Below are 26,979 nucleotides of genomic sequence, written 5' to 3'. Positions count from 1 at the left end.
CGCCGTCGTCACAATCAACTTCGGGGTGCCCCCACGCAACCCCCAAATGCAATGTCGCCCCCAGGGCGACGAGCCGAAACGCCCCAGAACTCACAAATCCAACGCAGCCCTCAAAGCCACATCGATCTGCTCCTGAACGTCCGAATCCACCTCCGCGATCCGCTCCGCCAGCCAAGGCCGATACAACCGCGTCAAATTCAACGTGGACACCCAATACCGAGCATCCACCGCCACCCCGAGAATGTCCTGCGGATCCCGGTCCAGCAATTCCGTGCCCAGCAGCCAAGGCCGCTCGGACTCGTTCACGCCGTCCGAAGACAGCAACACGACAGTCCGCTGCCGCGCGGGATCAGTAGGCGGGTGGTAGGACCAGACCTCACCCCTGCGCACGCATCTCCTTCTCCGCCGCCGCCCGCTCCGCCTCGTCCGCTTCGGCGGACGGCGTGACGGGAGCGCGCTGCGGGGTGTACCCGGTCCGAACCGCCTCGCGCCGGGCCGCCTTGGACAGCCAGGACGAGACCGAGATTCCGTGTGCTTTCGCGGCCCGCTCGGCGTACTCGAGCGCACCGGTATCGAGCGAGAGTGTCACCTTACGTGTTGCCATACCTTTTACCGTACCACTCTCACAGCGTCGGCGACCTGCCCTCGAACGGGGTGGACAGCACGACGGTGGTCCGGGTGGACACCTTCGCGGCCTCGCGGATCCTTCGGAGCAGGTCTTCGAGGCCGAGCGGCGACGCGACCCGCACCAGGAGGATGTAGGACTCGTCGCCGGCCACCGAGTAGCAGGACTCGATCTCGGTGATGTGCTGGATCCGCTGCGGGTAGTCGTCGGGCGCGGCCGGGTCGTTCGGGGTGAGCGAGATCAGCGCGGTGAGCGGGAGGCCGATCTGCTCGCCGTCGAGCCGGGCGGTGTAGCCGAGGATGACGCCGCGCTGTTCGAGACGGCGCACCCGCTGGTGCACCGCCGACACCGAAAGCCCGACCCGTTCGGCGAGATCGGTGAAGCTGCGCCGGCCGTCGGCGGCCAGCTCCTGCACGATCGCCTGGTCGAGCGGTTCCAGCGTGCTCATGCCGTCGCCTCCTCGAGGAGTTTCACGCTGGTCGCCGGGGAGGCGACGGCAGGAATGGCGATGATTCGCTCGCGAGCCGCGCTCATGCGTCCAGCACGACCAGTTCGTGCGGGCGCGTGTTCACCGGCTCGACGCCCGAGTCGGTGACGAGCACGATGTCCTCGATCCGCGCGCCCCAGCGGCCCGGCTGGTAGATGCCCGGCTCGACGCTGAAGGCCATGCCCGCTTCGAGCGGCAGCGCGTTGCCCTTGATGATGTAGGGCTCCTCGTGCACGTCGAGGCCGATGCCGTGGCCGGTGCGGTGGATGAAGTACTCGCCGAAGCCGGCGGCGTCGATGACGTCGCGCGCGGCCTTGTCGATGCTCTCGGCGGTGGCTCCGGGGCGGACCGCGTCGACCGCGGCCTGCTGCGCGCGCTGCAGCACGGCGTAGGTCTCGGCGACGTCGGCGTCGCGGGGTTCGCCGATCGAGTAGGTGCGGGTGGAGTCGGAGTTGTAGCCCTCGGGCACCGGGCCGCCGATGTCGATCACGACGACGTCGCCGCGTTCGATGACGCGCTCGGACACGTCGTGGTGCGGGCTGGCGCCGTTGGGCCCGGAGCCGACGATGACGAAGTCCGCGTGCGTGTGGCCCTCTTCGACGATCGCGGCGGTGATGTCCGCGCCGACCTCGGCCTCGGTGCGGCCGGCCCGCAGCCATTCGCCCATCCGCGCGTGCACGCGGTCGATCGCCGCGCCCGCCTTGCGCAGTGCTTCGATCTCGGCGGCGTCCTTGCGCATCCGCAGCTCGCGCACGATCGGCCCGGCGAGCGTCTGCTCGGCGTCGCCGAACGCGGCGCGCAGGGACAGCACGTGCAGCGCCGGAGTGAAGTCGCTGACCGCGATCCGGCCGGGCTTGCCGAGCCGGTCGGCGACGAGCCGGTAGGGGTCGTCGCCGTCGACCCAGGTCAGCACCTCGACGCCGAGGTCGTCGGTGGGCACGTCGGCGTAGCCGGGGGCCTCGAGCTTCGGCACGACGAGCGCGGGGGTGCCGTCGGCGGGAACGACGAGCGTGGTCAGCCGCTCGAACGAGCCGCCCGCCTGGCCGAGCAGGTACCGCAGGTCGGACCCGGGCGCGACGAGCAGCGCGTCGGCGCCGGCGGCGGCGGCCGCTTTCGCGGCACGGTCGAGACGGGCGCGGAGCGCGGCGGCGTCGGGAGCGGGCGGGTGGAGGGATCGGCTCGACATGACGCCGAGCCTAGTACCGGCGACCCGGCGCAGCCCGCCCGTCCTCCCCCTCCGGCGTGCCGCCCCGGTCCTCCTGCCGAAGTCCCGCGCGGGCGGCCGATCGCGCCGTTTCCCGGCAGCCGCGGGTTCGCCCGCCAGCGCGCCCGCGGAGGTTGTCCGTGAAGGGCTCCTTGAGGGAATCTGATTCCCTCAAGGAGCCCTTCACGGATCTTGGCCTTCGCGAGAGCTGACGCGCCCGGTGCCGGTTTCGGGGCAACGCGGGCCGGACGTGGCAGGCTGTGCGGGTGACCGGACCACTCGCCCTCCTCGATTCCGCGAGCCTCTACTTCCGCTCGTTCTACGCGCTGCCCGATTCGATGACCGCGCCCGACGGGACGCCGGTCAACGCCGTGCGCGGGTTCACCGACACGATCGCGCGCATCCTGACCGACCGCCGTCCGTCGCGGCTGGTCGCGTGTCTCGACGCGGACTGGCGGCCGAAGTTCCGCACCGATCTGCTGCCGAGCTACAAGGCGCACCGGGTCGCGGTGCCCGGGGACGGCGGGGCGGACGTCGAAGAGGTGCCCGACACGCTGACCCCGCAGGTGCCGATCATCCTGGAAGTGCTGGAGGCGTTCGGGTTCGCCGTCGCGGAGGCGGACGGCTACGAGGCGGACGACGTGATCGGCGCGCTCGCGACGCGGGAGAAGGACGCTCCGGTCGAGGTGATCACCGGCGACCGCGATCTGTTCCAGCTGGTGCGCGCGGAGCCGACGCCGACGTCGGTCGTGTACGTCGGCAAGGGCTGGGCGAAGGCGGAAGTGCTGGGGCAGCGGGAAATCGCCGAGAAGTACGGCGTTCCGGCCGAGCACGCCGGACCCGCCTACGCCGACATGGCCGCGTTGCGCGGCGACCCGTCGGACGGGCTGCCCGGCGTGGCGGGGATCGGCGAGAAGACCGCGGCGAAACTGATCACCCAGTTCGGTTCGCTGGAGGAACTCGTCGCCGCGTCCTCGGCCGGGGATTCGCGGGTGCCGTTGAAGACCCGGCTGCGGCTCTCCGACGCCGCGGACTATCTGGCCGTCGCGCCCACCGTGGTGCGGGTCGCGGTGGACGCGCCGGTCGTGCAGTCCGGGCCGGACACGGTGCCCTCCGCACCTGCCGATCCGGAGCGCGTGGCGGAGCTGGCGGAGCGGTGGAATCTGGGCCGTTCAGTGGAGCGTCTGCTCGCGGCGCTGCCCGGAGCCTGATCTGTCAGGGAGGGTTCCGCCGAGCGCTTGAACCCTCCCTGCCAGATCAGAAGTGCGTGCCGGTCCAGGGCTGCGTCGCGGTCCGGAACAGCGCGTCCACCCGGGCCAGCGTTTCCGCGCTCGCGCCGGTGATCCGGCCGGACAACGCGAGCGGACCGGCTTCCCACGCGCCGAGGTACAGCATCGCCAGGGTGTCGACGTCGAGCTGCAGATCGGCATCGGCCTCAGTGCGCTCGACTCCGCTGCTGCTGACCCGGTACCGGCCGCGGTTGTCCGGCAGCATCCGGTCGTTCACTTCCAGCACAACCGGTTCCGCGGAGCCGTACGCGCGAGCCGCGAGCGCCGCCTGCACGTCGATCAGCCGCAGCCACAGTTCGTCGTCCAGGCCGACGGTGTGCGCGCGGCGCGGGTCGACGAGCAGCAGCCCGACGGGATCGTCTACGGGACGGCCGCGCACGTTCACGACCTCGATCAGGTCCACCGACAGCAGGAACCGCCACAGCCCGGCCAGCGCTTCCGGGGACGCCGCGTGCAGTTCGCGGACTTCGAGTGCGGCGCCGCGCTCCGGGTCGAGGTAGCTGTTCTGCGGCACGACGTGGAAGACCGCGAAGCCGTCGTCGCCGTCCGGTCCACTGTGGACAGCGACTCGGTGGTTGCCGCCGTCCGCGTGGAGATGCCAGTTGAACGCGATCGGCCACCAGAGTTCCGGGCGGGCGATCCGGCCGGGACGACCCGTGTCGATCCGTTGGTACAGCGAGGGAATCGTCGCGATCGCCTCGTCCGTGGACAGCAGCCGGACACGGCCGGGAGCGACGACGGTTTCGCGCAGCGGGGCCGGTTGCCGGACCTGCAGGGTGGCCATGCGGGTGGCGACGCCGTAGCCGAAGCGGCCGTAGATCAGCGCTTCGCTCGCGTGCAGCGCGGCGACGACGTGGCCGCGCTGCACGAAATCGTGCAGCTGCCGGTCCATCATCGCGGTGAGCACGCCGCGGCGGGTCCAGTCCGCGCGGACGCCGACGCCGTCGACCGCGGCCATCGCAACGGTGCCGCCGCCGGGGACGGTGAGCTTCGTGGCGAAGGAGCTGGCGATGCCGATGGCTTCGCCGTCGTGGAACGCTCCGGTCCGGCCGTCCGCCGTCCAGGACTCGGCGACCCGCGCCCAGCGCTCGTCCGAGGGCGGGTTTCCGTGCAGGGACCGCACCAGAAGCTCGAAAGTCGCGCGGCTTTCGGCGTCGGTGATCTGGCGTACCACGTAGTCGCTCATGTCCCGATTGAACCAATGCGGGCCGCCGCGCGGCTATCGGATTTAGCGCGGCGGGGTCACTGCGGCGGGTCGACGCGGTAGTTGCCGTCCGCGCCGGTCACCGTGATGGGGACGTGTTTCGTCGTGCCCGCGATGTCCACAGTGCACTGGAACCGCGAGCCGTCGGCGACGGGCTGCCGGTCCGGGCAGGACACCGCGCCGACGTGCGCCAGCTTGTAGTCGGTCGTGAGGAGCCGGGTGACGGCCGAGGCCATCGCCCGGGAGTCGAACACCCGCGTCGCCGAGGAAGAGCTGGGCACAGACGACAGCGCGGTGCTCGGCTGCGCGGAGCTGCTCGGCGTGACGGTGACTGTGTGGACCGCGGGCGGGGGCGTGCCGCTGTCGCAGCCCGCCGCGCCGAGCATTCCCAAGCCGCACAACAGCAGCACCCGCACGGCGCGCATCAATCCCGCTCCTCTGCGCGAAACGTCTGGTCAACGGTCAGAAGAACGTACCGCACCACACCGATTCGCGCGTGCCGAAGAGAACGTCCGCGGCCTCGGGCGCGGCCGGGTCGAGCACCTCGATCCGGCCGGTGGCGGCGAGCGCGGACGCGCGCCACGTTCCGAAGTAGAGCATCGCGAGGGTGTCCGCCGAGAGCCGCAGCGCCGGTTCCGCGTCGGTGCGGGAGGCGCCGTCGGGTCCGACGCGGTAGCGGCCGTCGTTGGCGGGCAGCGACCGGTCGGAGAGTTCGAGCACGACGGGTTCGGCCGGTCCGTAGGTGCGGGCGGCGAGCGCGGCCGGGACGTCGATCAGCCGGAGCCAGCTTTCGTCCTCGGTGCTTTCGGTTTTCGCCGCGCGCGGGTCGGTGAACAGCAGCGCGTGCGGTTCGTCGAGCGGGCGCATCGGGAGGACGATCTCGTCGACGAGGTCGACCGACAGGAGGAACCGCCACAGTCCGGCGAACGCGTCCGGGTTGGCGTAGTGGAACGCCATCACCTGCAGCTTGCCGCTGTCGTGGGTGGCGCCGTCCTCGACGTGGTAGATCAGGTAGCCGTCGGTCCCGTCCGGGCCGCGGTGCACGGCGGTCTGGACCAGTTTCGCGCGACGGCGCAGGTGGGCTTCGTGGCTCGGCCAGTAGACCTCGGACCGGGTCATCGCGGCGACCCGGCCCATCGCGGTCGAGGCGTACAGTTCCGGCCATTTCGGGGCGGCCTCGTCGATGCCGAGCACCGTGACCTCTCCCCCGGCCGGCACGTCCGGGCGAAGCTGCGCGCGGTGCTTCTTCACCACGACCTGGTTCGCGAGGGTGGTGACGCCGTAGCCGTAGCGGCCGTAGATCGCGCCTTCGGACGCGTGCAGCAGCGCGAGCGCGACGCCGCTTTCGGCGAGGTCCGCCAGCTGCGCGGCCTGCAGCGCGCTGAGCACGCCGCGCCGGGTGCGTCCGGCTTTGACGCCGACGCCGGTCACCGCGGCCAGCGGGAGCCGCGCTCCGCCCGGGACGACCATTTCCGATGCGAAGGACCGGGCGGTGCCGACCAGGTCGGGTTCGAAGACGCCCCAGCTGCGTTCGGCCCGGTATGCCGCGGAGACGCGTTCCCATTCCTCGTCGGTGCCGGGCTGGACGTGCAGCGCGGCCCGGAACAGGTCCCAGGCCGCGCGCTGCTCGTCGGGACGGAGGAGGCGGACGGTGCGGTCGCTCATGCCCCGATCATCGCCGGGCCGGCCGCCGGACCGCCACTGAATTGAATGGCGTCACTTGGCCGAGGGCGGCGACACCTCGTAGTTGCCCTCGGTGCCCTTGACGGTGATCGGCACCTGCTGCGGTTTGCCGTTGATGGTGGCGGTGCACTCGAATTTCGCGCCGTCCTCCACCTTCTGCTCGGCCGGGCAGGTGACCCCGCTGACGCCCTGGATCTTGTAGGTGTCGGTGAGCAGCTTCGCGACGTCGGTCTGCATCTGCTGGTTGTTGAAGACCTGGGTCTTGAAGAAGCCGGGCGCGACGAAGCCGAGGATCGCCACGACGGCCACCACGACGACGAGCGCGCCGATCCCGATGAACAGGCCCTTCTTCGACCCGCCCGAGGACTCCGGCGCGGCTCCGCCCGGCTGGCCGTAGTCGTACTGGCCGGGCTGCTGGCCGCCGTAGGGCTGCTGCGGGTCGCCGTAGGGCTGCTGCTGGCCGTAGGAGGGCGGCTGCTGCCCGTACTGCGGCGGCTGCTGGCCCCATTGCGGCTGCTGGGGCGGCTGCTGTTGCGGGTAGCCGCCGGGCTGCTGGCCGTACTGCGGGTCTTGACCGTAGGGCTGCTGCCCGTACTGCTGAGGCGGGTACGGCTGCTGCTGCGGCCCGCTCTGCGGGTACGCGCCGCCCGGCTGCTGCCCGTAGTGGGGATCCTGGCCGTAGGGCTGTTGCCCGTACTGGGGCTGCTGCCGCGGGTCGTTGCCGCCGTACGGCGTGCTCATCGTTCGCCTCCGCCTTCGTCTGTCCGCATCCGCAGGCCGGGCCGCGGGTGTCGTGCGCGATCCAACCACAGGTCTGGACCGGGCACACCTGTCCGCGCGCAGTCGCCGCCAAGGTGTGCCCTGGCGGTCATGCCGCGCCCGCGGCCACCACGCCGCGGCGCAGTGCCCGGACCGCCTGTGCCGCCGCCGAGCCGACCGGGTCCTCCTTGCCGAGGACGTCGCGGATCTGGTCGAGCAGGTCGATCACCTGGCGGCACCAGCGGACGAAGTCGCCCGCGGACAGTTCCTGTCCGTTGGTCTCGGCCGCGGTGAGGACCTTTTCCAGGGATTCGCCGCGCGCCCAGCGGTAGACCGGCCACGCGAATCCGGCGTCGGGTTCGCGGGTGCGGTCGAGGCGGTGGCGGCGTTCGTCCTCGGTGAGTTCGACCCACAGCCTGCTGGTTTCCTGCCACGCGCCGGGGACCGCGCCGCCGGGCAGGCGGGGTTCGCCCGCGGTGTCGCGGCGGGCCTCGAACACGAGCGTGGACACCACCGCGGCGAGTTCGGCCGGGCCGAGGCCGTTCCAGACGCCGTGCCGGATGCATTCGGCGGCGAGCAGGTCGGACTCGCTGTAGAGGCGGGTGAGGCGGCGGCCGTGCTCGGTGACGCGGTCCTCGCCGTCGCCCGGGCGGACGTAGCCGCGTTCGGAGAGCAGCCGCAGGATCCGGTCGAACGCGCGGGCCAGCGAGTGCGTGGTGGCCGCGACTTTCCGTTCGAGCTGTTCGGTTTCGGCGGCGAGCCGCTGGTAGCGCTCGACCCAGCGGAGATTCGCCTCGCGTTCGGCGAGGCCGTGGCACGGGTGGGCGCGCAGGGCGCGGCGCAGCGAGGCGAGTTCGGCGTCGTCGGCGGCCGCGGTGCGGCGGCGCTGGCGTCCGGGCAGGGCGATGCCGGATTCGCGCAGCGCCGAGGCGATGTCGCGGCGGGTTTTGGGCGAGCGCAGTTCGAGGTGCTTGGGCAGCCGGATCCGGCCGAGCGCTTCGACCGGGGCCGGGAAGTCGGCCGACGACAGCGGCCCGGACCAGCGGTCCTCGGTGACCACGACCGGCCGGGGTTCGCGGATCGGGTCGAGGCCGGGGTCGACGACCACGGCGAGCCCGGCGCGGCGGCCCGCCGGGACCGCGATGACGTCGCCCTTGCGCAGTTTCTCCAGCGACTGGGCGGTTTCCGCGCGGCGGGAGGAGGTGTTCTGCCGCGACAGGGTCTTCTCGCGGGCGGAGATCTTCGCGCGGAGTTCGACGTAGTCGAGCATCTGGTCGAAATCGCCGGAGATCGCGGCGCTGTAGCCCTTGAGGGCTTCCTTGTTGCGTTCGATCCGCCGCGCGGTGCCGACGACCGACCGGTCGGCCTGGAACTGCGCGAACGACTGTTCCAGCAGGTCGCGGGCCGCGTCCGCGCCGACCTGCGAGACCAGGTTGACCGCCATGTTGTAGCCGGGGCGGAACGACGAGCGCAGCGGGTAGGTGCGGGTGGACGCGAGCCCGGCGACGGCCTTCGGGTCGACCCCGGGCTGCCAGGCGACGACGGCGTGGCCCTCGATGTCGATGCCGCGGCGGCCGGCGCGGCCGGTGAGCTGGGTGTACTCGCCCGGGGTGAGGTCGACGTGCGCCTCGCCGTTGTATTTCACGAGCCGTTCGAGCACGACGGTGCGGGCGGGCATGTTGATGCCGAGCGCGAGGGTTTCGGTCGCGAACACGACCTTGACCAGGCCGCGGACGAACAGTTCCTCGACGGTTTCCTTGAACGCGGGCAGCAGCCCGGCGTGGTGGCCGGCGAAGCCGCGTTCGAGCGCCTCGCGCCATTCCCAGTAGCCGAGGACGCCGAGGTCGCCCTCGGGCAGCTCGGCGGTGCGCTCGTCGATGATCCGGCGGATCTCCTCGACCTGCTCGGGGCCGTTGAGCCGCAGGCCGGAGCGGACGCACTGGGCGACCGCGGCGTCACAGCCTGCGCGGGAGAAGATGAACACGATCGCGGGCAGCAGCCCGGCGTGGTCGAGCCGTTCGACGACGTCGACGCGCGACGGGGGCCGGAACCTGGGGCCGCGCGGCGGGGCGCCCCGGCGGCCGCCGCGGGGTCCGCGGAAGGTCGGTGCGAACCGCCCCAGGTCGTCGGTTTTGCGCAGCAGCGTGGGGTTGATCCGCAGCTGCTCCCCCGGGTCGGCCTCGTTCTGGCCGGCGAACAGGTCGAGCAGCTGGTTGCCGACGAGCATGTGCTGCCACAGCGGGACCGGCCGGTGCTCGTCGACGACGACGGTGGTGTCGCCGCGGACCTCGACGAGCCATTCGCCGAATTCCTCGGCGTTGCTGACGGTGGCGGACAGGCCGGCGACGCGGACGTGGTCGGGCAGGTGGAGGATCACTTCCTCCCAGACCGCGCCGCGGAAGCGGTCGGCGAGGTAGTGGACCTCGTCCATGACGACGTAGCCGAGTTCGGGGATGGCGGAGCTGCCCGCGTAGAGCATGTTGCGGAGCACCTCGGTGGTCATGACGACCACCTGGGCGTTGCCGTTGATCGAGGTGTCGCCGGTGAGCAGGCCGACGGCGTCGTTGCCGTAGCGCTCGACGAGGTCGGCGTACTTCTGGTTCGACAGCGCCTTGATCGGCGTGGTGTAGAAGCATTTGCGGCCCTCGGCGAGGGCGAGGTGGACGGCGAACTCGCCGACCACGGTCTTGCCCGCCCCGGTGGGGGCGCAGACCAGGACGCCGTGGCCCTCTTCGAGCGCTTCGCAGCCGCGGATCTGGAAATCGTCGAATTCGAAGGCCGATTCGGCGGAAAACCGGGTCAGCTGGGGATGCTTGGCGCGGCGGCGCGAGGCAGCGTAGGCCTCGGCCGGCGATGGTGAAGGGCTAGTGGCCACCCCGTCAGGGTTCCACACACCCCCGACATTCCGCACGCGGCGTGCCGCCGGTCACGGCGCGGGCACGACGACGGTCAGCGCGGAGGGCACGCAGACCGCTTCGACCGGCGTCCGGCCTTGGTCTTCGCCGTCGGCGTAGACCGGCCAGCCGGGTGCTTCGATGCGGAGGGTCCGGGTGCGGAAGGTCTCGACGCTGGGCTTGTGCACGTGCTCGCCGGTGCGCAGCTGCGGCAGCATCCGCAGGAGGCGGGCGCGTCCGGGGGCACCGATGACGGTGACGTCGAAGAGGCCGTCGTCGGGAGCGGCGTCGGGGCAGATCGGGATGCCGCCGCCGTAGTACGGGGTGTTGCCGGCCGCGACGAGGGTGGCTTCGAGTTCGAGGACGCGGTCGTCGGTGTGCACGACGATCGGGCGGGGCTTGAACGCGGCGAGTTCGGCGAGGATCGCCAGGTCGTAGCGGCGAGGTCCGGTGGGCCAGCGCAGCGCGTTCGCGCGGGCGTTGACGGCGGCGTCGAATCCGGCGCACAGCACGGTGGCGAACCAGGTGTCGCCGAGGCGGCCGAGGTCGAGGCTGCGCCGGTGCCCGGCCTGGAGGGCTTTGGCGAGCGCGTCGACCGCGGCGCGGGGGTCGGCCGGGACGCCGAGGGCGCGGGCGAAGTCGTTGCCGGTGCCGGAGGGGACGAGGCCGAGCGCGACGCCGTGGTCGGCGCAGAACTGGACGCCTTGATGGGCCGCGCCGTCGCCGCCGAGGACGACGAGCACGTCGAGGCCTTCGGCGTGCGAGGACCGCATGAGCGCGCGGGATTCCTCGACGCTGGTGGCGGTGAGGAGGTCGAGCCGGTCGACCGCGGGCCGCAGCCGTGCCGCGACCGCTTCGGCGACGCGGGCGGCCGCGCCGCGACCGGAGGCCGGGTGGACGGCCAGTGCTGCGTTCAGGCCCACGGTCAGGTGATGTCGTCGACGGAGTTGCCGGACGGCCGCTTGGCGGCCGGTTCTTCCTCGTCCACGGTGCTCGGCGTGTAGTTGAACGGTGCGGCCTCGTCGTCGGCGAGCTGGTCCCAGCCCTCGTCGTGGCGGACGCGGTCGAGCTTGCGGTCGTGGAAGCGGGCGATCTGGATCGAGATCTCGAACAGCAGGGTCAGCGCGGCGGCGAGGCCGAGCATCGAGAACGGGTCCGAGCCGGGGGTGGCGAACGCGGCGAACACGAACAGCGCGAAGACGATGCCGCGGCGCCATTTCTTGAGCTGCTGGTACTTGAGCACGCCGACGCGATTGAGCATCACGACGAGCAGCGGCAGTTCGAAGCTGACGCCGAAGATCACCAGCAGCGACAGGATGAACGAGATGTACTTGTCCGCGGTGAGCGCGGTGACGAACTGGTCCTGGCCGAAGCCGGCGAGCAGCGCCAGCGCGTGCGGGACGAGCAGGTACGCCAGCACCGCGCCGGCGGCGAAGAGGACCGAGGCGAAGCTGACGAAGATCATCGCGTAGCGGCGCTCTTTGGCGTAGAGGCCGGGCGCGATGAACGCCCAGATCTGGTACAGCCAGGCCGGGGACAGCAGGACCGCGCCCGCGGCCACGCCGACCTTGAGGCGGATCATGAACGCTTCGAACGGCACGGTCTGCAGCAGACGGCAGCCGGACTGGTCTCCGGCGAAGCGCTGCGAAGCGGGGATGGCGCAGTACGGGTGCGTCATGATGTCGCCGAGCGACGGGACGGGGCCGAGCCGCTGCTCGAACCAGATGAACCCGAAGATCGCGCCGACGACGACGAAAACGACCGCCCAGCCGAGGCGGCGGCGGAACTCGTAGATGTGCTCGATGAGCGTCATCGTGCCGTCGGGATTGTTCCGACGGCTGCGCCGGCTCCGCTTGCTGGACCGGCTGCCGTTGCCGTGGGCGGCTTCCGCCACTGGTCGTTCCGTTCTCGTCAGAGCCCGCCGGGGCGCGCCGCACCGGCGCGCCGCCGTGGACCGGGGACCGGGTGGTGCGCGCGGAGGGTCAGCTCGCGTTCTTCTGCGGCTGGTCGGCCGAGGCCGCCTGCTGCTTCTTCAGTTCGTCGAGCTGGCGCTGGAGGTCGGCGACCTGCTGGTCGTGCGAGGTCTGCGCGGGGGCGGCGATGTGCCGGGTGTCGGCGGATTCGGCCTCGGCCTCGGTCTTCTGTTCGCCGGTCAGGTCCTTGGTCTCGGCCTTGAAGATCTTCATGGACTTGCCGATGGACCGGGCCGCGTCCGGGAGCCGCTTCGCTCCGAACAGCAGAACCACCACGAGCACCAGAACGATGATGTGCCACGGCTGCAGCGCGTTCATGGTCGTCTGCCCTCCTTGTCTGGGGTCTGTGCTGATGTTACTTGTTGCCGGCCGCCGGGCGGCGTTCGGCCACGGCCACACGGAGTGCCGCGGACCGGGCCCGGAGAAGTCCGGTCCGGTCGTGGGTGTCCGCACTGACCATGCTCATGGTGCGGCGGAAGCGGCGCAAGACTCCGGCGGTCCGTACCAGCAGCAGGGCCAGGACGAGCAGACCGGCCGCGAGCAGCACGTAGACGGGCAGGTACGGCACGAAACCACCTTATCGGTCGGAGATGGACGTGAGGTGACGGGCGCGCGCCACGGCGTCGGCGGCTCGGCGACCGACTGCCTCGGCGAGGGTGGCGGGGCTCTCCACCTGGGCTTCCCCGCCGAGGCTGAGCACGAGCCGGACCATCCAGGGCTCGTCGCTGTAGCGCATGGCGATGCGGAGCCGTCCGCCGTCGAGTTCGTCGAGTTCCTCGCACGGGTAGTACTCGGCGACCCAGCGGGCGTCGGGGTCCAGCACGAGATGCGCGACCCGCTGATCGGGACGAGCGGAGAAAACGCCGTCGGACAGGTCGGTGGGCCGCGCGTGGGCGGGCGGAGCCGCGGGTTCGTCCAAGACGGTGAGCGCGTCCACCCGGTCGAGGCGGAACAGGCGGACGCCTTCGACCCGTCGGCACCACGCTTCGAGGTAGCCGACCCCTTGGACGATGACGAGCCGCATCGGGTCGACGGTGCGTTCGGTGATCTGGTCGCGCGAGGCGGTGTAGTAGCGCATCCGCAGCGCGCGGCCGTCTTGCAGCGCGCCGGCCACGGTCTCGCGGGTGCGGGCGGCGCGGGCTCCCTCGCGCACTCCTCCCCCGACGACGACTCCGGCCGGGCGGGCCTGTCCGGCGGCGTCCTCGATTTTGGCGATGGCTCGGCGGACCGCGTCGCCGTCGGCCACGCCCGGGGTTTCGGCGAGCGCGCGCAGCGCGACCAGGAGCGCGGTGGCTTCTCCGCCGGTGAGGCGCAGCGGGCGGCTCATCCCGGCGTCGTGGGTGACGACGATGGTGTCGCCCTCGAAGGACAGGTCGATGAGGTCGCCGGGGCCGTAGCCGGGCAGGCCGCACATCCACAGCAGTTCGAGGTCTTTGCGCAGCTGGCGGGGGGTGACGTCGAAGTCGTGGGCGGCCTCGTCGATCCGGATGCCGGGGCGGGCCAGCAGGTAGGGCACGAGCGCGAGCAGTCTCGGCATGCGTTCGCCGGAAGCGGTCATCGCCCGCTCCCCTGTCCGGCGCGGGCGAGCACGGCTTCGAGGCGGTGCTGCACGGATTTGGCCAGCACGTCGGGTTCGAGCACGAGCACGTCCGGGCCTTGCGCGGCGATCCAGTCGGCGGCCGATTCCGGGAAGTACAGGCCGATCTCGACGACATCGCCTTCCTCGCCGGCGACGGTTTCGCGGCCCACGACGTCGCCGCGGCGGCGGACTCCCGCGGCGCGGCCGTCGGCGATCCACAGCCGGGCGGTGGTGACCGGAGCCGGGTCCTCGCCGCCGCCGGTCACCGACACGAGCTGCATCAGGTTGACGCCCTCGGGCCGCACCACCGTGCCCGGTTTCCCGATCGCGGTGACCTTCCCGGTGACGCGGGAGAGCCGGAAGCACCGCGTGGCGTCGCGGTCGCGGTCGTGCCCGACGACGTACCACCGGGCGCGCCAGGACACGACGCCCCACGGTTCGAGCGTGCGGATGCGCCGTTCCGGGGAGCCGCTGCGCCGGTACTCGAACCGGACCGCCTGTCCGGCCTGGACGGCGGCGAGCATCGGCGCGAACGCGGGTTCCGCGCGCACCCGCGGCTCGATCACGGTCGGCGCCTGGTCGTCGACCTCGACGCCGGCCGCGCGCAGTTTCACCAGCGCGCCCTGGGCCTGTCCGGTGAGTTCGGGCGAATCCCAGAGCCGGACGGCGAGCCCGACGGCGGCGGCCTCGTCGGGGGCGAGGTCGATCTCGCCGAGCTCGTAGTCGCGGCGGGCGATGCGGTAGCCCTCGACCGGGTCGAAGACGGAGTTGCGGCCGGTCTCGAGCGGGATGCCGAGTTCCCGGAGTTCGGTCTTGTCCCGCTCGAAGGTGCGGAAGAAGGCGTCGTCGCTGGCCGCGTCGGCGTACCCGGGCACGATCCCGCGGATCCGCTCCGCGGTGAGGTACTGCCGGGTGGAGAGCAGGGCCAGCACGAGGTTGACCAGCCGTTCGGCGCGTGCGGTGGACACCAGACGACTCTAGCTCTCCCCGTCCAGCCCGATCGTGAGGTCCAGCCTGCGCGCGTCGCGCCTGGTCAGCCCGCGTGCGGCGAGTGGACCCTCCGCGCCCGCCCCGTCACGCACCGCCGTTCCGGCGGACCGGCTGCCCGGATCGGGTTCGCCCTTACGGAACCAGCTTCGCCGCTCGTCCCTTCGCTCCGCTGGCCCAGCAAGCGCCGTCCCGAGCGCAGTCCACAGTGTCGAAACTGCCGCTGTCGAACGACGTCCAGTGCCGCCCGCCGTCCCGGCTGAGGTCGCTGCCCCCGGGTCCGACGGCCAGCACCGTGCCTCCGCGCCAGGCGAGGCCGGAACGGTAGCCAGCGGGATGCTCAGGCGGCGTACGCCAGCTGCGGCCGCGATCCTGGCTCAGCGCGACAGCCGGACCAGGCGCGGTCGGATTGGCGTAGTCGCCGCCGATCGCGACGCCCTGCCACGGTGTACGGAACGCCACCGCGAAAACTCCGGCCGACGCGCTGCTGGGCAACGGCGTCTCGGCCGCGGTCCAGTGCCGTCCGCCGTCTCCGGAGTGCAAGACGCGAGCATGCGCGCCGCCGCCGGTGGCGAGCCACGCGTCGAACGGTCCGGACGTGGTGACGCACTGGCCACTGGCGGCGAACCCGGCTTCTCCCGGCTCCGCGGGCGGGAACGCGTCGTCCGGGATCTGCCGCCAGCTGCGGCCGCCGTCGAAGGTGGCCTGCACGCGGAACTTCCCGTTGACCGGATCGCTCATCGCCAGTCCGCGCCACGGGTCGAAGAAGGCGAGGCAGTCGTAGAACGCGGCGGGATCGGGATTGCTGAACGTCTGCCGCCAGTGCTTCCCGCCGTCGTCGGTTCGGTAGACCCGGGAATCCGCCCCGGGCCCGATCGACAGCACGACCGCGTGGTCAGCGTCGAAGGCTTCGATGTCGCGGAACTCGAGCTTCCCCGTGTCCGGCGGCCCGACGGGAGCCCAGCCGCGACCGCCGTCGACTGTCCGCAGCACAGTGCCCTGGGTGCCGCTGACCCAGGCGACCCGCGCGCTGACCGCGGACAGGCCACGGAACTGCGCCGTCGTTCCCGTAGGCAGCACCCGCCACGACGGCAGCGAGGACGCCGCGGCGACTCCGCCCACAGACACCGACAGCACTGCCAACAGAACCAGGACCGTCCGGAACGCACGCATGCCGCAAACTCTGCCGCACCAACCCGACAACTTTCGTCGGTTTCTCCGCCCGCCCCAACGATTTCCAACCCAGCGCCTGCTCGCGCCGCCACAACGCGGGATCGCGTCGGCGTGAGAAGGGGCAGTGCTCACGGCCCCCAGGCCGGGCGCACTGTCCCTTCGCACGCCGACTTAACGGCGATCCCGCCGCCCCGGCGAAGCCGGGGCCATGTCACAGCGACCCGATGAGGCGCTCCACCCGCTCGTCTACCGAGCGGAACGGGTCCTTGCACAGCACGGTCCGCTGTGCCTGGTCGTTCAGCTTCAAGTGCACCCAGTCGACCGTGAAGTCCCGCCCGGCGGCCTGCGCCGCCGCGATGAAGTCGCCGCGGAGCTTCGCCCGGGTCGTCTGCGGCGGGGTGTCCTTGGCGGCCTCGATCTCGCCGTCGTCGGTGACCCGCCGGACGAGTCCCTTCCGCTGCAGGAGGTCGAAAATCCCCCGCCCGCGGCGGATGTCGTGGTACGCCAGGTCCAGCTGCGCCACGCGGGGGCTGGACAGGTCCAGGTCGTGCTTGGACCGGTAGCGCTCCACGAGCCGGTGCTTGATCGCCCAGTCGATCTCGGTGTCGATCTTGCTGAAGTCCTGCTCCTCGACCGCCTCCAGGGCCCGGCCCCACAGCTCGACCACCCGCTCGTTGGCGGGGGTGGACCCGTTCTCCTTCAGGTGCTGCACGGCCCGGGCGTGGTACTCCCGCTGGATGTCGAGCGCGGAAGCCTCGCGGCCGCCGGCGAGCCGGACCTGGCGGCGTCCGGTGAGGTCGTGGCTGATCTCCCGGATCGCGCGGATCGGGTTGTCCAGCGTGAAGTCGCGGAACTGAACCCCGGCCTCGATCATCTCGAGCACCAGGTGCGCCGAGCCGACCTTGAGCATCGTGGTGGGCTCGGCCATGTTGGAGTCGCCGACGATGACGTGCAGGCGCCGGTAGCGTTCGGCGTCGGCGTGGGGTTCGTCGCGGGTGTTGATGATCGGCCGGGACCGGGTGGTGGCGCTGGAGACGCCTTCCCAGATGTGCTCGGCGCGCTGGGAGAGGCAGTACACCGCGCCGCGCGGGGTCTGCAGGACCTTGCCCGCCCCGCAGATGAGCTGGCGGGTGACGAGGAACGGCAGCAGCACGTCGGCGATCCGGGAGAATTCCCCGGCCCGGGTCACCAGGTAGTTCTCGTGGCAGCCGTAGGAGTTGCCCGCCGAGTCGGTGTTGTTCTTGAACAGGAAGATGTCGCCGCCGATGCCCTCGTCGGCGAGCCTGCGCTCGGCGTCCACGAGGAGGTCCTCGAGGATCCGCTCGCCGGCCTTGTCGTGCGTGACGAGCTGGGTCAGGTCGTCACATTCGGCTGTCGCGTACTCCGGGTGCGAGCCCACGTCGAGGTAGAGCCTGGAGCCGTTGGACAGGAAAACGTTGGACGAGCGTCCCCACGAGACGACCCGCCGGAAGAGATAGCGCGCGACCTCGTCGGGCGAGAGCCTGCGCTGGCCGTGAAAGGTGCACGTGACCCCGAACTCGGTCTCGATGCCAAAGATCCGCCGCTGCATCCCACCAGAGTAGGCGCTGCACCCCCGCGGAAGGTGCGCCGTTCGGGCGGCGACACGCGGTCGGTACGTTGCAAGTGGTGACAATGCGGCGGAAACCGGTCGCCGGGACCGGTGCGCGTTCCGGCGCGGCCAGCGGAGGTGGACGAGAGTGTTCCAGCAGGTCGGCCGGGCGTTCCGGCAGGTGGGGCGGCGGGATCGGGCGCTGATGCGGCGCAGTGCGGCTCTCCCGCGCACCCGGGCCGACGACGTGATCACCGCGTTGTCCCGAAGTGCGGACAAATCACGGCTCTGGTGGGCCGTGGCGGCTGTCCTGGCCGTCCGGAAGGGCCCGGGGAGGCGGGGGGCGTTGCGCGGGATCGCCGCGATCGCGGGGGCGAGCGCCGCGGCGAATCTCGTCGCGAAGCCGTTGTTCCCGCGCCGCCGTCCGGCCGAGGAAGAGGTTCCCTCGCACCGTCAGCTGCGCAAAAGGCCGACGTCGTCGTCATTCCCGTCCGGGCATTCGGCTTCGGCCGCGGCGTTCGCGGCCGCGGTCGCGATGGAGTCGCCGCGAGCGGGGCTGGCCGTCGTCCCGCTCGCCGGGGCCGTGGCGTATTCCCGGGTCCACACCGGCGTGCACTGGCCGAGCGACGTCGCCGCCGGGCTGGCGATCGGGACCGGGATCGCGGTGCTGACCCGGCACTGGTGGCCGCTGCACCCGGACGTCCGCGCCCGCACCGCCCACCGGGCGCAAGCGCCGGAGATGCGCGACGGCGAGAACATGCTGGCGCTGGTGAACCCGAATTCGGGCATCAACGGCCTCGACCCGACCGACGACGTCCGCTTTGCCTGGCCGAAGGCGTCGCTGATCTATCCGGACCAGTCGCGGGATCTGCGCGAGCAGCTGACCGAGGAGATCGAAGCGCACGGCTCGGTCCGCGCGCTCGGCGTCGCGGGCGGGGACGGCACGGTCGCGGCGGTGGCGTCGGTCGCCGCCGAACGCGGGCTGCCGCTGGCCCTCATCCCGGCCGGGACGCTCAACCACTTCGCCCGCGACATCGGGGTCCGCTCGATGCCGGACGCGGACGAGGCGACCGAGGGCGGGCACGCGGTCGGCGTCGACCTGGCCGAGGTCGAGATCGACGGCACCGGCGAGCCCGAGCACCGCTGGTTCGTCAACACGGCCAGTCTCGGCGGCTACCCGGAAATGGTGCGGTTGCGCGAGAAGCTGCAAACCCGGTTCCCGAAGTGGCCGTCCGCGGCGATCGCGCTGGTGCGCGTGCTGCGGCGCGCGAAGCCGCTCCCGGTGCAGCTGGACGGGAAGCCGACGCGGGTGTGGCTGATCTTCATCGGCAACGGCACCTACGCGCCCAAGGGTTTCGCGCCGTCGCGGCGCCCGGCGCTCGACACCGGTCTGCTCGACGTCCGGTACGTGCGGGCCGACGTGCGCTGGTCGCGGGTCCGGTTCGTGCTCGCGAGCCTCACCAACAGCCTGCACGCGAGCCACGTCTACCGGCAGCGGGATCTGCCGGAGCTGCACGTGCGGCTGCTCGACGGGAACCGGCGGGTGGCCACCGACGGCGAGGTCGGCCCGCTCGGCCGGGAGTTCCGGTTCCGGTCGCGGCCGAGCGCGCTGACCGTCTACCGGAATCCCGACAGCCCTTCCTGAGCCGAGGCCGGGCTGTCGCGAACCAGCTTGTGACTCCGGGCCGGGTCCTGCCCTAAGGTCCCTCGGAGAGCGCTCGGCCGGGCACCGAGTTCTTCGCCACCTCGCACCCGGAATTCCCGGCCCCGACTTGCGCGTTTGCCGCCAGCTGGCCGCGTCAACGGCAAACCTTGACCGTTTCTTTATCTTTTCTCAACGAATCCACAGCGAGCCCTCCCTAGCGTGATCTTCGAGGTGCGGACAGCCCTGTCCGCACCAGTTCACGGCAGGGGTTTTCTCAGTGCGTTTTTCCTTCCGCGGTCACAGCTGCCCGGGTCCGGCAGGCCGCGGATGACGAGGATGCTTCCGCAGGCTGTCGACCCGGTCCTGCCCCCGTCGGTCACCTCCCAGGCGAGGGACATCGGTCCGCTCGAATCCCCTTTGCTGTGGCTCGCGTTCGCTGGGGCCGCCGCGGCGGTCCTCGCCGTCACCATCGCGCTCGCGCATCGCCGCCGCGTGCGCCGCTGGGGCATCAGCGGTGCGATCGCGCTGTTCCTGATCGCCGCGGTCACCGCGGTGAACAGCTACGTCGGCTACGTCCGCACTCCCAGCGACCTCGGCAGGCTCCTGCAGCGCGGGGGCGGCGTGATGAACGTGGCGGGCACCCTGCTGCGCGGCACCAGCGACGATCCGGCCGAAGGCTCGGACATCAGCGCCGCCGACAGCTCCACCGGCGGCAGCAGCGGCAGCTCCCCCTCCGCCGGCCGTCCCGCGGCCCAGCCCAGCGCCAACGGCAGCATCGAGGTGCTGAACGTGCCCGACCCGGCGCACGGCGTGTCGAACGGCGAGAACTACGTGATCCTCCCGGCCGGCTACCACGACCCGGCGAACGCGGCCAAGCGCTATCCGGTCGTCTACCTCATCCACGGCTACCCCTACGGCGGGCCGCGCGACTGGCTCACCTCCGGTTCCGCGCCGCAGACGCTGAAGAGCCTCGAGGACGCGCACGTGATCCAGCCGATGATCATCGTGAGCGTCGACCTCACCGCCAACCGGCCGAGCACCGACTGGGAATGCCTCAACGTCCCGGGCGGGCCGCAGCTGGAGACGTATCTCGCCGGCAGCATCGTGCCGTCGGTCGACCAGCACTACCGCACGTACGCCGACCGCGGCCACCGCGCGCTCGGCGGCATGTCCGGCGGCGGCTTCGGCGCGCTGAACATCGGGCTGCACCACCTCGACGAGTTCGGCACCCTGCTGATTTCGCTGCCGTACGACGACCTGAACGACTCGGTCGGCGTCCTCGGCGGCAACCAGGCGGCGATCGCCGCGAACACCCCGCGCCGCTACATCCCGACGATGCCGTTCCCGCAGAAGATCGCCGTGATGCTCACCGTCGGCACCGGCGCGCCCACCGACGTCGCGACCGCGCACCGCATCGCCGCGTCGCTGCAGCGGCGCGGCCAGGAGGTCGTGGTGCACGCCGAACGCGGGTTCAACCACACGTGGCACACCGCGCGCGCGACGCTGCCCTACATGCTCGCCTTCGCCGATCAGAACTTCCGCACCGCGCCTGCCGCCTCCTGAGCGGATCGTCCGGAAAAATATCTTCCGGGCGCTGTCCATCCGGGCGGGCGCCGTTCGTGGTGAGGTCAGTGCGGCACTCCGGCCGCCCTGACCGACGAAGGAGCCCGACCATGAAGTACCTGCTGCTGATCCACGCCCCGGCGGCCACCGAGCAGGGCGGCGCGGCCGGCTGCGAGCCCGCCGACTGGATGGCCTACGACAAGGAAGTCCGCGACGCGGGGGTCTACGTCAGCGGGGAATCGCTCGCCGATCTCGTGACCGCGACCAAGGTGCGGGTGGGCCCGGACGGCGAGCGTTCGATCACGACCGACGGCCCGTTCGCCGAGACCCGCGAACTGCTCGGCGGGTTCTACGTGCTGGACGTGCCGGACCTCGACGCGGCGCTCGACTGGGCCGCGCGCTGCCCCGGTTCCCGCGACGGTTCGGTGGTGGTCCGCCCGATCGCCGACTTCGGTGTCTGACGCCCGAGCGTCCGTGGCGGCTGTGTTCCGCGAGGAGCACGGCCGCCTGCTCGGCGCGCTCGTCCGCCGCTTCGGGGATCTCGACCTGGCCGAGGAAGTCGCCGCCGAAGCGGTGGAGGCCGCGCTGGTGCACTGGCCGGTGGACGGCGTTCCGGCGAAACCCGGCGCGTGGCTGATGACCACCGCGCGCCGCAAGGCCGTCGACCGGCTCCGCAGGGACCAGGCGTACGCGGCGAAACTCGCTGTCCTGCAAGCGGAATCCGACCGCACCGACCCTCCCCCGCCGCCCGGGGCCGACGGCGACCTGCCCGACGACCGGCTCCAGCTGTTCTTCACCTGCGCCCATCCCGCGCTCGCCGCCGAGGACCGGCTCGCGCTCACGCTGCGCTGTCTTGCCGGGCTCACCACGCCCGAAGTCGCGCGGGCGTTTCTCGTGCCGACCGCGACGATGGCGAAGCGGATCGTGCGGGCCAAAAACCGGATCCGCGACCACCGAATCCCGTTCCGCGTACCCTCCGGCGACGAGCTGCGCGCCCGGCTGCCCGGCGTGCTGCAGGTGCTGTACTCGCTGTTCACCGAGGGCTACGCGGCCAGTTCCGGCCCGGACATCCAGCGTCCGGACCTGGCAGAGGAAGCCATCCGGCTGGCCCGGATCCTCCACCGCCTGCTGCCGGACGAACGCGAGATCACCGGACTGCTGGCGCTGGTGCTGCTCGTCCACGCCCGCCGCACCGCCCGCACCGGACCGGACGGCGAGTTCGTCCTGCTCGAAGACCAGGACCGGACCTCCTGGGACGCCGCGCTCATCGACGAAGGCTGTGCGCTGGTGCCGACCGCGCTCACCGGAGGCCCGCCCGGACCGTACGGGGTGCAGTCGGCGATCGCCGCGCTCCACGCCGAAGCACCGGACGTCGCCCGCACCGACTGGCCGCAGATCGTCGCGCTGTACGACATCCTGCTGACGCTCACCCCGACTCCGGTGGTCGCGCTCAACCGGGCGGCCGCGGTCGCGATGCGCGACGGACCCGAAGCGGGGCTGAAACTCTTGGACGGCTTGGCCGACGACCCTCGGCTGCAGGGCTACCACCCGTATGCCGCCGCTCGCGGAGACCTGCTTCACCGCCTCGGCCGCGACGACGAAGCAGCGGCGGCGTATCAGGAAGCGTTGGCCAGCGCGGGAACCGAGCCGGAACGCGCGCATCTGCGTCAACGGCTGGAGTCGCTCTGACCCGGAGCCCGCTCCCCTAGCGGAACCCGCCGGACCCACGACCGAACCAGGAACTTCAGCCGAAGGCGTCGGGGATACCGGATCCGGCCGTCCACGAGGAGACCCCGCATTCGCGTCGGAATCCTTTGCGCCCGCGGAACTCTCTCCGGGATCGCCAGCCGCTGACGGCATGAACCCCCGCGCCCCTCGCGATCAGCGGATGCCCGCGGATACCCGACGACGCCAAGGAGTCACCAGCGCACACGTCACCACGCGAGTACCCCGGAACGCGACTGTGGGCCGTCGGCAGTTCGCCAACGGCCCACAGCCCCTCACGTCATTCCTTCTCGGCCGAATCCTCGCCCTTGTCGGAGTCCTTGCCGGAACCCTTGTCCGAGCCCTCGCCGGAATCGTCCGGCTTCTCGGCGGGCTCCTCCTTCGCCGGCAGCAACGCCTCCAGCGCCGCCCCCGACAACCGCCGGAACGCGCGCCGCGGCCTCGCCCGGTCCAGCACCGCGACCTCGAGCTTGATCTCCGCCTCGGCCGCCGACCCATTCCCGTTCGACGAGGTCGCGGTCGCCCGCAACCCCTCGATCGCCGTCGCCAGCGCCGTCCGCAGATCGTGGTCGGCGTCCACGACGTCCTTCAGCTTCGCGCTGATCGGCTCGGTCTGCCCGCCCATCACCACGAACGGCGACTCGTCGAAAATCGACCCGTCGAACGTCAACCGGTACAGCTGGTCCTCCGCCGCGGTCGCCCCGACCTCGGCGACGCACACCTCGACCTCGAACGGCTTCAGCTGCTCGGTGAAAATGCTGCCCAGCGTCGCCGCGTACGCGTTCGCCAGCGCCCGCGCGCTCACGTCCCGGCGGTCGTACTGGTAGCCCTTCAGGTCCGCGTGCCGGATCCCCGCCACCCGCAGGTTCTCGAACTCCGAATACCGGCCCACCGCGGCGAACCCGATCCGGTCGTAGATCTCGGAAACCTTGTGCAGCGTCGCCGACGGATTCTCCGCCACGAACAGCACGCCGCCCGCGTACTTCAGCACCACCACGCTCCGGCCCCGCGCGATCCCCTTGCGCGCCAGCTCGGAACGCTCCCGCATCAACTGCTCGGGAGAGGCATACAACGGCATCGTCACGGTGTCGGCTCCACGTTCTCCGAAAACTCGGCAGTCATTGATTCAGCGGACATCGGCGGCCTCAGACCGGCCGGTGGTGATTGCGCTCCGCGCGCCCGGCCACCACCGCCTCGGCCACCTCGCCCGTCCGCTCCGCGGGCAGCAGCACCGCGCCGTCCTCCGCGGTGATGGTGATGACGTTCGGGAAAATCCGCCGCACCATGTCCGGCCCGCCGCTCGCGGTGTCGTCGTCCGCCGCGTCGTACAGCGCCTCCAGCGCCGTCCGCACCGCCGCGTCGACGTCCGCGTCCGGGTCGTACAGCTTCTTCAGCGACGACTTCGCGAACAGCGAACCCGAACCGACGCTGGCGTACCCGGCGTGCTCCTCGTACCGCCCGCCCGCCGCGTCGTACGACACGATCCGGCCCGCGTGCTTCGCGTCCTCGGCCTCCAGGTCGTACCCGACGAACAACGGCACGACCGCCAGGCCCGCCATCGCCATCTCCAGGTTCGCCTTCACCATCCCGGCCAGCTTGTTCGTCTTGCCGTCCAGCGAAAGCGAAACGCCCTCGATCTTCTCGTAATGCGCCAGCTCCACCGCGTACAGCCGGACCATCTCCACGGCCAGCCCCGCGGTCCCCGCGATGCCCACCGCCGAGTACTCGTCCGTGACGTGCACCTTCTCGATGTCCCGGCTCGCGATCAGATTCCCCGACGTCGCCCGCCGGTCGCCGGCGATCAGCACCCCGCCGGCGAACGCGACGGCCACGATCGTGGTGCCGTGCGGCGCGTCCAGCTCAGCCGCGCCCGCCGGCACCCGCCGCGCGGGCAGCAGCTCCGGCGCGGTCGCGCGCACGAAATCCGCGAACGACGACGACGTCGGCGAAAAGTAAGCCGACGGCAGTCCGGGCCCGGAAAAACCCGCCCCAGAGGAGGTGTTGTCCATACGTGCTCTCGGTTCCCATCTCATCCCGTGCCCGGTGCCGCCGGGCACCAACCTGCCCCCGGCGGCTCCGAACGAAACCTCCGGCCCAGCGCGCGCCCGCCGCACCGCCCCGCACCCGGGGCGGCCGCGACGGGCGGGCGGCTACTCGCCGCCCTTCTGCACGTAAGCGCGGACGAAGTCCTCGGCGTTCTCCTCCAGCACGTCGTCGATCTCGTCGAGGATCGTGTCCACGTCCTCGCCGAGCTTCTCGCGCCGTTCCTGGCCCGCCCCGCCGGCGTCGTCGAACTCCTCGTCGGAATCGCCGCCGCCGTGCTTCTCGATCTTCTCCTGCGCCATCTCGCCTCCCGGTCTGGCCGATGTTCCCTAGCCTACCCAGCGGTACCGACGAAAAGGGCCTTCCCTCGGCCCGAAACGCCGGGATCGCGCTAGTCCGAACCGGTGATCGCCTCCACCAGCTCCTCCGCCGTCGCCGCCGCGTCCAGCAGCTTCCCGACGTGCGCCTTCGTCCCGCGCAACGGCTCCAGCGTCGGGATCCGCACCAGCGACTCCCGGCCCACGTCGAAAATCACCGAATCCCACGACGCCGCCGCGATCGACGACGCGTACTTCTCCAGCGCCCGGCCCCGGAAGTAGGCGCGCGTGTCCGACGGCGGATTCGTGATCGCCGCCTGCACCTCCTCCTCGGTGACCAGCCGCTTCATCGAACCCCGCGTGACCAGCCGGTTGTACAGGCCCTTCCCCAGCCGCACGTCCGAATACTGCAGGTCCACCAGCCGCAGCCGAGGCGCGCCCCAGGCCAGCTGGTCCCGCTCCCGGTACCCCTCCAGCAGCCGCAGCTTCGCCGGCCAGTCCAGCCGGTCCGCGCACTCCTGCGGATCCCGCGCCAGCGCGTCCAGCACCTCGCCCCACACCCGCAGCACTTCCTTCGACGCCTCGTCCGCGCCCGTGCGCTCGAGGTTCGCCTCCGCCAGCTCGTGATAGGCGAACTGCAGGTCCAGCCCGGTGAACTTCTTCCCGTTCGCCAGCTCGACCTTCGTCTTCAAGGTCGGGTCGTGGCTGATCTTGTGCACCGCCCGGACCGGCTCGTCCAGCTTCAGGTCGTCGAACCGCACCCCGGCCTCGATCAGGTCCAGCACCAGCGCCGTCGTCCCGACCTTCAGATACGTCGAGTACTCCGCCAGGTTCGCGTCCCCGATGATCACGTGCAGCCGCCGGTACTTGTCCGCGTCCGCGTGCGGCTCGTCGCGCGTGTTGATGATCCCGCGCTTGAGCGTGGTCTCCAGCCCGACCTCGACCTCGATGTAGTCCGAGCGCTGCGAAAGCTGGAAACCCGCCTCCTCGCTCTGCTGCCCGATCCCCACCCGGCCGGAACCGCACACCACCTGCCGCGACGCGAAGAACGGCGTCAGCCCGCCGATCACCGCGGTGAACGGCGTCGACCGCTGCATCAGGTAGTTCTCGTGCGTGCCGTAGCTCGCGCCCTTGCCGTCCACGTTGTTCTTGTACAGCTGCAACGGCGGCTGTCCCGGAACGGTGGCCGCCTTCAGCGCGGCCTCCTCCATCACCCGCTCGCCCGCTTTGTCCCAGATCACCGCGTCCCGCGCGTTCGTGACCTCCGGCGCGGAGTACTCCGGATGCGCGTGGTCCACGTACAGCCGCGCACCGTTGGTGAGGATGACGTTCGCCGCGCCGAGGTCCTCGACGTCCGGGTCGTGGCCAGGGCCGCCCGGCCCGGTCAGGTCGAACCCGCGCGCGTCGCGCAACGGCGACTCCACCTCGTAGTCCCAGCGCGCCCGGCGCGCCCTCGGGATGTCCGCAGCCGCGGCGTAGGCCAGCACCACCTGAGTCGAGGTCAGCACCGGGTTCGCCGTGGCGTCCCCGGGCACGGCGATGCCGTACTCGACTTCGGTTCCCATGATCCGACGCATGCCACCACCCTACGGGTTCGGCGCGTGCGACGATGCCCCCATGCCAGGCAGTGACGAACTCGTTGCCCTCTATGACGACGCAGGCCACGCGATAGGCGAGGCGCTCCGCTCCCGGGTGCGGGCCGAAGGGCTCTGGCACGCCGCCGGCGTCGTTCTCGTCCGATCGGGCGACGGCCGCTCCGTTTACGTGCACCTGCGCACCCCGGACAAGGACATTTTCCCGTCCACCTGGGACTGCTGGGCAGGCGGCGTCGTCGCGGCGGGCGAAACCCCGGCCGACTGCGCGCGCCGCGAACTCGCCGAAGAACTTGGCGTCCACGGAGTGGAACCGGAACCGCTGTTCACCCAAATCTACGACGACGGCACGATCCGCTGCCACAACTTCGCCTTCGAAGTCCGCTGGGACGGCCCGGTCCGCCTCCAGCCGGAAGAAATCGTCGAGGGACGCTGGATCCCCCTTGAAGAACTCCGCGCCTGGGTCTTCGACCCTCACCCGGTACAGCCCTTCATCCCCGACGGCCGCGAAGGCGTCCGGGAATGGTTTCGGCGCTGTGTTTGATGGCGCCGGCTCCGCCGTCGCGGCGGGATCGCCTTCAAGTCGGCGGGGCGGGGGGGAGGGGTCCCCGCCCCGGGGCGCGGGCCCCGCCCCCCCGCCCCCCGGCCCCGGCCCCCGGTTTCGGTT

The 26,979-nt window shown here is 71.5% G+C and carries 27 protein-coding genes; 6 read left to right on the top strand and 21 right to left on the bottom strand.

The window, feature by feature from the left end; all coding sequences use genetic code 11:
* Positions 1-90: 90 nt before the first annotated feature.
* The 4 genes from H5411_RS39955 to H5411_RS39940 all read right to left on the bottom strand — a co-directional run bounded on the left by H5411_RS39955 (position 91) and on the right by H5411_RS39940 (position 2,298).
* Positions 91-390: a hypothetical protein gene (locus H5411_RS39955; protein WP_101439895.1), complete on the bottom strand. Its 300-nt coding sequence runs from the start codon at positions 388-390 to the stop codon at positions 91-93.
* A complete protein-coding gene (locus H5411_RS39950; RefSeq protein ID WP_101439894.1) occupies positions 377-604 on the bottom strand; it encodes a hypothetical protein in 228 nt (75 codons plus the stop codon). Before H5411_RS39950 ends, H5411_RS39955 begins: the two co-directional genes overlap by 14 nt.
* Positions 605-623: 19 nt before the next feature.
* A complete protein-coding gene (locus tag H5411_RS39945; protein WP_101439893.1) occupies positions 624-1,073 on the bottom strand; it encodes an Lrp/AsnC family transcriptional regulator in 450 nt (149 codons plus the stop codon).
* Between the two features lie 82 nt (positions 1,074-1,155).
* A complete protein-coding gene (locus H5411_RS39940; protein ID WP_183126810.1) occupies positions 1,156-2,298 on the bottom strand; it encodes a M24 family metallopeptidase in 1,143 nt (380 codons plus the stop codon).
* A gap of 284 nt (positions 2,299-2,582) precedes the next feature.
* Between H5411_RS39940 and H5411_RS39935 the strand changes: the two genes are divergently transcribed.
* Positions 2,583-3,527 (top strand): 5'-3' exonuclease, encoded by a 945-nt coding sequence (locus H5411_RS39935; protein ID WP_101441317.1) that lies wholly within the window; start codon positions 2,583-2,585, stop codon positions 3,525-3,527.
* A 46-nt stretch (positions 3,528-3,573) separates the two neighbouring features.
* Here the strand turns inward: H5411_RS39935 and H5411_RS39930 are convergent, their stop codons facing one another.
* From H5411_RS39930 to pafA, 13 genes are all read right to left on the bottom strand, one after another.
* Positions 3,574-4,791: a GNAT family N-acetyltransferase gene (locus tag H5411_RS39930; protein ID WP_101439891.1), complete on the bottom strand. Its 1,218-nt coding sequence runs from the start codon at positions 4,789-4,791 to the stop codon at positions 3,574-3,576.
* Positions 4,792-4,847: 56 nt separating this feature from the next.
* Entirely contained in the window at positions 4,848-5,234 is a 387-nt protein-coding gene (locus H5411_RS39925; protein ID WP_101439890.1) for a DUF4333 domain-containing protein, read from the bottom strand.
* A gap of 37 nt (positions 5,235-5,271) precedes the next feature.
* Complete coding sequence (locus H5411_RS39920) at positions 5,272-6,474, bottom strand: GNAT family N-acetyltransferase (protein ID WP_101439889.1); 1,203 nt, start codon at positions 6,472-6,474, stop codon at positions 5,272-5,274.
* A 51-nt stretch (positions 6,475-6,525) separates the two neighbouring features.
* Entirely contained in the window at positions 6,526-7,233 is a 708-nt protein-coding gene (locus H5411_RS39915) for a DUF4333 domain-containing protein (RefSeq protein ID WP_101439888.1), read from the bottom strand.
* Between the two features lie 127 nt (positions 7,234-7,360).
* On the bottom strand, positions 7,361-10,126 hold the full coding sequence (locus H5411_RS39910) for a DEAD/DEAH box helicase (protein WP_101439887.1): 2,766 nt from the start codon (positions 10,124-10,126) through the stop codon (positions 7,361-7,363).
* Positions 10,127-10,177: 51 nt separating this feature from the next.
* Complete coding sequence (locus H5411_RS39905; RefSeq protein WP_101439886.1) at positions 10,178-11,068, bottom strand: diacylglycerol/lipid kinase family protein; 891 nt, start codon at positions 11,066-11,068, stop codon at positions 10,178-10,180.
* Positions 11,069-11,070: 2 nt separating this feature from the next.
* The gene (gene tatC, locus H5411_RS39900; RefSeq protein ID WP_101439885.1) at positions 11,071-12,039 is read right to left on the bottom strand and encodes a twin-arginine translocase subunit TatC; all 969 of its coding nucleotides are present in this window, start codon (positions 12,037-12,039) and stop codon (positions 11,071-11,073) included.
* An 88-nt stretch (positions 12,040-12,127) separates the two neighbouring features.
* A complete protein-coding gene (gene tatA / locus H5411_RS39895; protein ID WP_101439884.1) occupies positions 12,128-12,436 on the bottom strand; it encodes a Sec-independent protein translocase subunit TatA in 309 nt (102 codons plus the stop codon).
* A 37-nt stretch (positions 12,437-12,473) separates the two neighbouring features.
* Entirely contained in the window at positions 12,474-12,686 is a 213-nt protein-coding gene (locus H5411_RS39890) for a bacteriophage holin (RefSeq protein ID WP_101439883.1), read from the bottom strand.
* 9 nt (positions 12,687-12,695) lie between these two features.
* Positions 12,696-13,676, bottom strand: a complete 981-nt coding sequence (locus H5411_RS39885; protein ID WP_101439882.1) for a helix-turn-helix transcriptional regulator — start codon at positions 13,674-13,676, stop codon at positions 12,696-12,698.
* On the bottom strand, positions 13,673-14,665 hold the full coding sequence (locus tag H5411_RS39880) for a helix-turn-helix transcriptional regulator (protein ID WP_101439881.1): 993 nt from the start codon (positions 14,663-14,665) through the stop codon (positions 13,673-13,675). The genes H5411_RS39885 and H5411_RS39880 overlap by 4 nt, the downstream gene beginning before the upstream one ends.
* A 154-nt stretch (positions 14,666-14,819) precedes the next feature.
* A complete protein-coding gene (locus H5411_RS39875; RefSeq protein WP_183126809.1) occupies positions 14,820-15,857 on the bottom strand; it encodes a WD40/YVTN/BNR-like repeat-containing protein in 1,038 nt (345 codons plus the stop codon).
* 211 nt (positions 15,858-16,068) lie between these two features.
* Entirely contained in the window at positions 16,069-17,427 is a 1,359-nt protein-coding gene (pafA, locus tag H5411_RS39870; protein WP_101439880.1) for a Pup--protein ligase, read from the bottom strand.
* Positions 17,428-17,632: 205 nt separating this feature from the next.
* Here pafA and H5411_RS39865 point away from each other — a divergent pair, with 205 nt between their 5' ends.
* The 4 genes from H5411_RS39865 (at position 17,633) to H5411_RS39850 (ending at position 22,324) form a co-directional block, all read left to right on the top strand.
* On the top strand, positions 17,633-19,072 hold the full coding sequence (locus tag H5411_RS39865) for a bifunctional phosphatase PAP2/diacylglycerol kinase family protein (RefSeq protein WP_220818103.1): 1,440 nt from the start codon (positions 17,633-17,635) through the stop codon (positions 19,070-19,072).
* A gap of 327 nt (positions 19,073-19,399) precedes the next feature.
* Entirely contained in the window at positions 19,400-20,635 is a 1,236-nt protein-coding gene (locus H5411_RS39860) for an alpha/beta hydrolase (protein WP_101439878.1), read from the top strand.
* A gap of 110 nt (positions 20,636-20,745) precedes the next feature.
* Positions 20,746-21,096, top strand: coding sequence for a YciI family protein (locus H5411_RS39855; RefSeq protein WP_183126808.1), 351 nt, complete (start codon positions 20,746-20,748; stop codon positions 21,094-21,096).
* Positions 21,097-21,118: 22 nt separating this feature from the next.
* The gene (locus H5411_RS39850; protein WP_312878713.1) at positions 21,119-22,324 is read left to right on the top strand and encodes an RNA polymerase sigma factor; all 1,206 of its coding nucleotides are present in this window, start codon (positions 21,119-21,121) and stop codon (positions 22,322-22,324) included.
* Positions 22,325-22,640: 316 nt separating this feature from the next.
* Here the strand turns inward: H5411_RS39850 and prcA are convergent, their stop codons facing one another.
* From prcA to dop, 4 genes are all read right to left on the bottom strand, one after another.
* Positions 22,641-23,444 (bottom strand): proteasome subunit alpha, encoded by an 804-nt coding sequence (prcA, locus tag H5411_RS39845; protein WP_183126806.1) that lies wholly within the window; start codon positions 23,442-23,444, stop codon positions 22,641-22,643.
* 61 nt (positions 23,445-23,505) lie between these two features.
* Positions 23,506-24,369, bottom strand: a complete 864-nt coding sequence (gene prcB, locus H5411_RS39840; protein ID WP_183126805.1) for a proteasome subunit beta — start codon at positions 24,367-24,369, stop codon at positions 23,506-23,508.
* A 141-nt stretch (positions 24,370-24,510) separates the two neighbouring features.
* On the bottom strand, positions 24,511-24,705 hold the full coding sequence (locus H5411_RS39835; RefSeq protein WP_037806475.1) for a ubiquitin-like protein Pup: 195 nt from the start codon (positions 24,703-24,705) through the stop codon (positions 24,511-24,513).
* A gap of 89 nt (positions 24,706-24,794) precedes the next feature.
* Positions 24,795-26,297, bottom strand: coding sequence for a depupylase/deamidase Dop (gene dop, locus H5411_RS39830; RefSeq protein ID WP_101439873.1), 1,503 nt, complete (start codon positions 26,295-26,297; stop codon positions 24,795-24,797).
* 40 nt (positions 26,298-26,337) lie between these two features.
* Between dop and H5411_RS39825 the strand changes: the two genes are divergently transcribed.
* Positions 26,338-26,856, top strand: coding sequence for an NUDIX domain-containing protein (locus H5411_RS39825; protein WP_183126804.1), 519 nt, complete (start codon positions 26,338-26,340; stop codon positions 26,854-26,856).
* Positions 26,857-26,979: the final 123 nt, after the last annotated feature.

The sequence above is a fragment of the Amycolatopsis echigonensis genome, assembly GCF_014174495.1.
Taxonomy (GTDB): domain Bacteria; phylum Actinomycetota; class Actinomycetes; order Mycobacteriales; family Pseudonocardiaceae; genus Amycolatopsis; species Amycolatopsis echigonensis.
Note: the sequence above shows the minus strand (reverse complement) of the source record. Positions and strands in the feature narration are given on the sequence as shown.